This is a genomic window from Acidiplasma aeolicum, assembly GCF_001402945.1.
GTDB classification, from domain to species: Archaea; Thermoplasmatota; Thermoplasmata; order Thermoplasmatales; family Thermoplasmataceae; genus Acidiplasma; species Acidiplasma aeolicum.
Map to the genome: position 1 here is coordinate 1 of NZ_LKBG01000282.1, position 6,622 is coordinate 6,622.

Below are 6,622 nucleotides of genomic sequence, written 5' to 3' on the forward strand. Positions count from 1 at the left end.
GTTCTGGACTTCAGGCGATACGGTTGCATTATGCATTATTTTATCATCATAATAAATGTTTTTATGCAATTTTATTGTTTTATTGTTTATTTATAATCCCGGTTTTCAAAATGGCCCTCTGGAAATTTATTAGGTGCTTTAATTCACGGTCAGGCATAACAGCCATATATTCCTTTGAAAATTTAACCTCTGTATCCCATTCAGAATGAAAGCCAACAACAATAAATGTTATTTCCTTAATATTCTCATTTTTTGGTGGATCGGTATAATACCCTATCATTCCATTTGAATTAACCATTGAATAGCTTGAAAATGTTGCGATGTAAATCTTATCATTGGAACTGTATTCAACAGTTCTCTGAATTGACGAATTTTTAACCAGTATTGTGATTATTGATGGATCCAAAATTTTGATGCTCCCCCTTGGTAAATCTAACTCAAGATTCCCATAGCTATCTTTTACGGCCTTTTCAAAATTTTTTAAATTAGGAGACATGATACAATATGGCTTCTAAAATATAAATCTATTCTTATTTTATTAAAACAAAAATTGTTTTAGGCGTGGATTCACCTTCCATGAATTTTTTAAATAATAAATTTTTATTTATACCATGTATTGACATGTAAATACCTGCATTAATATTAATATAGTGCATAATGATTTAATTATGTATCAACATATAAAAATAATATACCCAATAATAGATTATAAAAGAGGTGTGTAGGTGCAAAAAAGAATTATTGTAACAGGGTCCAACAGGGGCATAGGTTTTGCAATTGCAGAGAGGCTGGCCATGGATAAATTTTCTGTCATAATGGTTGATTATGATGCCAATGTTATTGAGACAGCTGAAAATTTAAATAAAATCTATGGCAATGTAACAGGGATACAGTGTGATGTCTCAGATTATAAATCATGTGAGTCAGCATTAAGCAACATTGAAAAAAACATTTATGGAATAGTTAATAATGCAGGTATTAATAGGGACGTATTATTTAAAAACATGACATATGATCAGTGGGACAGTGTTATAAAAACTGATCTATACAGCGTTTACAATATTACCAAGCTGTTCATTGAAACAATGATTTCAAATAAGGAGGGGAGAATTGTAAATATATCATCGGCAAGCTGGCAGGGAAATATAGGACAGGCAAACTATGCTGCTGCCAAGGCCGGGATTATAGGCTTTACAAAGACCCTTGCCAGGGAGCTCGGCAGGTACAATATCACTGTCAATGCAGTTATACCGGGATTCATAAAGACACCAATGACAGACAAGCTTCCGGATAAAATTAGGGATAAATTTATTGAAAAAATATCGCTGGGAAGAATCGGCCTTCCAGAGGATGTCGCAAATGCGGTTGCCTTTTTGATGGATGATAGGAGCAGTTATATTAGTGGAACAATGATTGAGGTTGGGGGAGGTCTTGTACTATGAAAACAATGCTGGATTTCATAAAATATTATGACAATGACATATTTATTAAATATTTTGACTCATCAATTACATATGGTGATTTTTATAAATATGTAAATGGCATTGCAGCGCAGCTGGCATCTTATGGTGATGATGGAAGCATAATAGCCATGATATCAGAAAATATACCACAGTTTATTATGGTACAGCATGCATGCTGGAAGAATGGCATGATATTCACGCCACTAAGCCCACTTGATTCCTATGAAGAACTTTCAAGGAAAGTTAAATTTTTAAACCCGGCTGTTGTAATAATTAGTTCAGAATTCAGGGATTCTTTTGGTGCATTAAATGGTATTGTAGACGGAAAAATAATTTATACTGATCCTGAGACATTTGGGAAGATCCCTGAAGGCCTGAAAAATAAATTTATAAAATCTCAGGGAATTGAGGAGTTAAATTTAAGAAAAAAACCTTATTTTGATATATACAGGCCGGACCCCGAGGATACCGCCATGCTGGTATTTACATCCGGCACATCTGGCAAGCAGAAGGCTGCAGAAATAAGGCATAAAAATATATACTCAGCATCGTTCATATATAAAAACTGGTTTGATGTTGGTAAAAAGGATGTAAATCTTGGAATAGCCCCATTCTTCCACATAACCGGACTTATTTTTGGCATATCATTATCTGTCATAAGCCATTCAAAAATAGTCCTAAATTATAGATTCACGCCTGAACAGACGCTTAACGACATAATAAAAAATAAAACCACCATAACAATGTTTGTAGCCACCGCCTACAGGTCAATGCTTAATTCATGGTCAGGCATTGACGATATAAAAAATAAACTTTCATCAATGAGGGTTTGGTCCGCAGGTGGCATGCCCATGCCTGTAAAAACTGAGATAGAATGGAAGAAGATGACGGGAAAGTATATTTATATGGCATACGGGTTAACAGAGAGCACCTCACCACTGACATTATGGGATTACCCATATAATGGGGAATTAAAAATATATAAGGATATAGTAAGCTCTGGCAGGCCTGTTTATTACACAACAATAAAAAGGAGCAGGGGTGGTGAATTAATAGCAAGGGGACCACAGGTGGTTTCCGGATATTACCATAATGCTGAGGATACAAAATTAACATTTTCAAGAAATGGAATGAAAACAGGTGATATATGCCACATTGATTCAAATAACTGGGTTTATATAATAGACAGAAAGAAGGATTTAATTGATATATCAGGATATAAGGTATGGCCGGTTGAGATTGAAAATGCCATCAGATCAAGCCAGTTTGTGGAGGATGTCGTTGTTGTTCCGGAAAAGGATGAATATAAGGGTGAGGTACCTGTTGCCTATGTTAAATTAAAGGATAATATAAACCCATCTGATGAAATTAAAAATGAAATAAATAATATATGCAGGGAAAAACTTGCCAAATTTAAAATACCAAAAAATATAGTTTTCATTAACCGCATGCCAGTAAATGCCTCTGGAAAAATTAAAAGGTCAGATATACATAAGATACTGGGTGATGCACAATGATTAAGGGATTTGCAGAGGCAGTATATAAAAAATATGATGGTACAGCTTATGACCTCATGAATGAGGCACTTGAGAAGGCACTCAACATGGCAGGAATTCAGCGCAGTGATATACAGGGATTTATAACAACCTTTCTGCCTGGTATTTTTGATGGTAATATTTTTCTGCATTTCTTTCCGGACCAGTTATGCGGCTACCTTGGAATAAATCCAAAATATATTGACTCGCTGGATTATGGCGGACCATCGGTTCTGGCTGGATTGTACCGTGCTGAAAAACTTATAAAATACGAGGGACTTGATAATATTCTTCTTCTATTTGGTGGCAAGGGTTCACTGGTAAGACAGACCAGAGAAACTGTGGATTCATATGAAAATCTGTATGACGGTGTTACAAACACACCATATAAACAGTTATTATCAGGCTACTCGTATAAAAATCCGCTGTCAGATTATGCACTTGTTGCACAGAGGCATAAAAAAATTTATGGAACTGCTGATGAGGACCGTGCCAGACTTATGGTAAAGCAGAGAAAAAATGGTAACGATTCGGGATATTCCATGTTTACCGGTGATATTTCCGTTGATGACGTTCTTTCATCACCAGTTATCTCATCACCACTGCACCTTTTGGAAATAGTATATCCTGTTGATGGATTTCATGCATTCATTGTTTCCAAATCCCCGGGAAAATTAAGACCTGTTAAAATAAAAAAATATGGTGAGGCTCACTGGTCAAAATTACCACCAGAGCTGGAAGAAATTATGATAACGCCTGCATCAGAAAGTTCACGTAATTTTAGGGATGAGATTAAACACTGCGATGCCTATGAGCTCTATGATTCCTTTAGCATTACTGTTATACTCCAGCTTGAGGATACAGGAATAATAAAAAAAGGTGAATTTGGCAAATTTATAGAAAAAACAGATATATCAAGCTCAGGTGATATGCCGCTTAATACAGGTGGAGGCAGTATTAACAGGGGCCAGCCTGCATATATGAGTGGTAGTGTTTTATTATATGAAAGTCTTTTACAGTTAAATGGAATGGCTAAAAATCAGGTTAGGGACATAAACAGTGTTTTTATTAATGGAATTGGTGGATGGTCAAGGAACCATTCCGTTTCAATGATTCTGGGTGATTAAAAATGAATGAAATGGAAATATACAGTATTTATAAGGACTATTTTGCGAACTCCATGCTACCATACATTAAATGCAAAAACTGTGATTATTCTTTTTATTATCCGAGAAATAGGTGTCCGCAGTGCGGATCAGACAAAATAGAGATTAAAAAATCTTCCGGCACTGGTGAGATATATTCCTATACTGTTTTTAACAACAGTATATGGGCAATAGTTTCATTTCCAGAAGGTTTTAGGCTTTATATGAACATTGATTCAGCTGGAGAACCAGACGTTGGGAAAAAAATTAAAATTAAATTTATAGATGGAAGACCCTATGGGAGCTGTTAGATTATGATTTCTATGAAATATATTAACACCTTTTGATGCTCTAAAGCTCCCAATACTTATTCTTTTTCCGTAGTAATTATTATGCATCTAAATGCTTTCATTCTTTATTATGACAGTAAAACATGCATAATAAGATATATATAGCATTTTTTAATAAGCTATTTAGTTTGAAGTGAACAAGATGAATTCTTACAGCTTAATTAGAGATGAATGGAAATCGCTTAAAAAATCAGATATATACTTAATGCACAAGCAAAGAATGATATCATGGAGAAAGGGAAATTCAGTTGAAAGGCTCGAATACCCAACAAGGATAGACCGTGCAAGATCTGCAGGATACAAGGCAAAGGAAGGATATATAATAGTCAGATCAAGGGTTAGAAGGGGCGGACAGAATAAACCCAAAATTATGGGAGGCAGAAGGCCAAGAAGGCTTGCATATACAAAAATGACACTTAAAAAAAGCATCCAGCTTATAGCCGAGGAGAGGGCTGCAGATAAATACCCCAACATGGAGGTATTAAACTCATATTATGTTGGAGAGGACGGCCTTTATAAGTACTATGAGGTAATACTTGTGGACAGGACAAACCCCAATATATATAACGATAGGCATATATCATGGATATCAGAACCACAGAATAAGGGCAGGGTTTACCGCGGATTAACATCAGCAGGATATAAAAACCGTGGCCTCGGACACGGAAGGCTTAACAGCTCAAAAAGCAGACCCTCCATAAGAGCTAATGGAAGGTTAAGGAGATAATAACAAAAATCTCCTTTAATTTGTTATGCCATGGTGGCCCAGTGGTACGGCGCCAGCCTTGAGAGCTGGTTCCCTTGTGGATCGGGAGTTCGAATCTCTCCCATGGCGCTATTATTTTTTATTTTTATTAATTATACCATTAAATTGCCTTGATAAAAAATGTTAGATGCATGGTAATTATAAAATTTAAAAGCCTTTTATTATTATAAGTGCTTATTATTGTAATTCTGTTTCATAAAATCAGTTTAATTAAAAATCCTTAAATTAAATTTTTGTGATTATATCAGTGCAAATATTGTTATCTTTTATTGTGGTTATTAATAACATTATCATAGACTTTTTTGTATTTTTCCACCCAGTTATCATATTGAGATATCTGTTCAACCAATCCCTGTTTTTTGGTCTGTATATCATTTCTAGGAATTCATCTTTATTGTGATAATAATAAGGCTTATCTCAAAGGAAATATCTATGCGCAGGAATATCATTTATTACAGGTTGTGTTCCAAGTCTCATGGCCTCCATCGTGGGTATACCCTGTCCCTCGCAGAGAGTTTTAAAAACGAATTTATTCGCATACTGAAGATAATTAAATTTTTCCTGCTCAGATACAGTACCAAGTTGGTGAATATTATATGAATAATTTTTGTATTTTTCATCTGTTATAATGCCGATATGATACAGTTCAACATCTTTTAAATTTTTAATCCAATCTTATAATTCATATATCTGTTTCCTGTTTTCCCCGTTTCCATATATTTCGCCCATTGTTACTAGATGAAGTTTTCAATTGTCTGGATAAGGATTTTGAGTCGCAGGCTTAACAAATACCTTTGTCGGAATAATATCTATGGGCACATCTGGTATATACTCTCTTACCTGTTCAGCAATATGCTCACCCTGAACAACTACATTTATCCTCCTTCTCTCTATAGTTTTGAGAGTTTTTATATGAAAATCCCTGATCATTTGCGATTTATATTTATTATTTATAATAGAGAAAAGATCGTGGATGGTGACAACATTGGTATGTGGTGTTAATTCCATGTAAGATGTTGAATGAACAATATCTGCATTTCCAACCAAAAATGATAGAAGTCTCTGTGATGTCCATCCACCAATTTTTTTGCCCCGTATAGAAAATTCTACCTTCGGAAGCCGTTTTAATTCTGCTGCAATTCCATTTTTTAAGAGGTCTTTAAATAAATTTGTGGAATACGTTTTTATCCCATTGAATGTTTTCGAATTGGGCTGCACAATTTTTATTTTCATATATTACCACCATGAACCGTATTCATGCCAAAGTGTATTATAATATTTCATGATTATAATATATTAATTAATAATTTGCATATGATAACCTTGAATCGTTTGAGCCAAATTATGGTATAGATTTAACACA

General features: G+C 34.6%; 8 protein-coding genes and 1 tRNA gene. 6 read left to right on the top strand and 3 right to left on the bottom strand.

Annotated elements, in window-relative coordinates; translation table 11 throughout:
• Positions 1–79: 79 nt before the first annotated feature.
• The gene (locus AOG54_RS08915) at positions 80–496 is read right to left on the bottom strand and encodes a hypothetical protein (protein ID WP_055032626.1); all 417 of its coding nucleotides are present in this window, start codon (positions 494–496) and stop codon (positions 80–82) included.
• Between the two features lie 229 nt (positions 497–725).
• Between AOG54_RS08915 and fabG the strand changes: the two genes are divergently transcribed.
• The 6 genes from fabG (at position 726) to AOG54_RS08945 (ending at position 5,328) form a co-directional block, all read left to right on the top strand.
• Positions 726–1,442 carry a 3-oxoacyl-ACP reductase FabG gene (gene fabG, locus AOG54_RS08920; RefSeq protein ID WP_055032627.1) on the top strand — a complete coding sequence of 239 codons (717 nt, stop codon included), beginning with the start codon at positions 726–728 and terminating at the stop codon, positions 1,440–1,442.
• Positions 1,439–2,980 carry a class I adenylate-forming enzyme family protein gene (locus AOG54_RS08925; protein WP_054964466.1) on the top strand — a complete coding sequence of 514 codons (1,542 nt, stop codon included), beginning with the start codon at positions 1,439–1,441 and terminating at the stop codon, positions 2,978–2,980. The genes fabG and AOG54_RS08925 overlap by 4 nt, the downstream gene beginning before the upstream one ends.
• The gene (locus AOG54_RS08930) at positions 2,977–4,125 is read left to right on the top strand and encodes a thiolase family protein (protein WP_055032628.1); all 1,149 of its coding nucleotides are present in this window, start codon (positions 2,977–2,979) and stop codon (positions 4,123–4,125) included. Before AOG54_RS08925 ends, AOG54_RS08930 begins: the two co-directional genes overlap by 4 nt.
• A 2-nt stretch (positions 4,126–4,127) precedes the next feature.
• Positions 4,128–4,454, top strand: a complete 327-nt coding sequence (locus tag AOG54_RS08935; RefSeq protein ID WP_054964467.1) for a Zn-ribbon domain-containing OB-fold protein — start codon at positions 4,128–4,130, stop codon at positions 4,452–4,454.
• A 181-nt stretch (positions 4,455–4,635) separates the two neighbouring features.
• The gene (locus AOG54_RS08940; RefSeq protein WP_048101090.1) at positions 4,636–5,220 is read left to right on the top strand and encodes a 50S ribosomal protein L15e; all 585 of its coding nucleotides are present in this window, start codon (positions 4,636–4,638) and stop codon (positions 5,218–5,220) included.
• A 27-nt stretch (positions 5,221–5,247) separates the two neighbouring features.
• Positions 5,248–5,328, top strand: a tRNA-Ser gene (locus AOG54_RS08945).
• A gap of 348 nt (positions 5,329–5,676) precedes the next feature.
• Here AOG54_RS08945 and AOG54_RS10270 read toward each other — a convergent pair.
• Positions 5,677–5,928 (bottom strand): glycosyltransferase, encoded by a 252-nt coding sequence (locus AOG54_RS10270; RefSeq protein WP_394325611.1) that lies wholly within the window; start codon positions 5,926–5,928, stop codon positions 5,677–5,679.
• A 78-nt stretch (positions 5,929–6,006) separates the two neighbouring features.
• Positions 6,007–6,492, bottom strand: coding sequence for a hypothetical protein (locus tag AOG54_RS08950; RefSeq protein ID WP_054964468.1), 486 nt, complete (start codon positions 6,490–6,492; stop codon positions 6,007–6,009).
• Positions 6,493–6,622 lie beyond the last annotated feature (130 nt).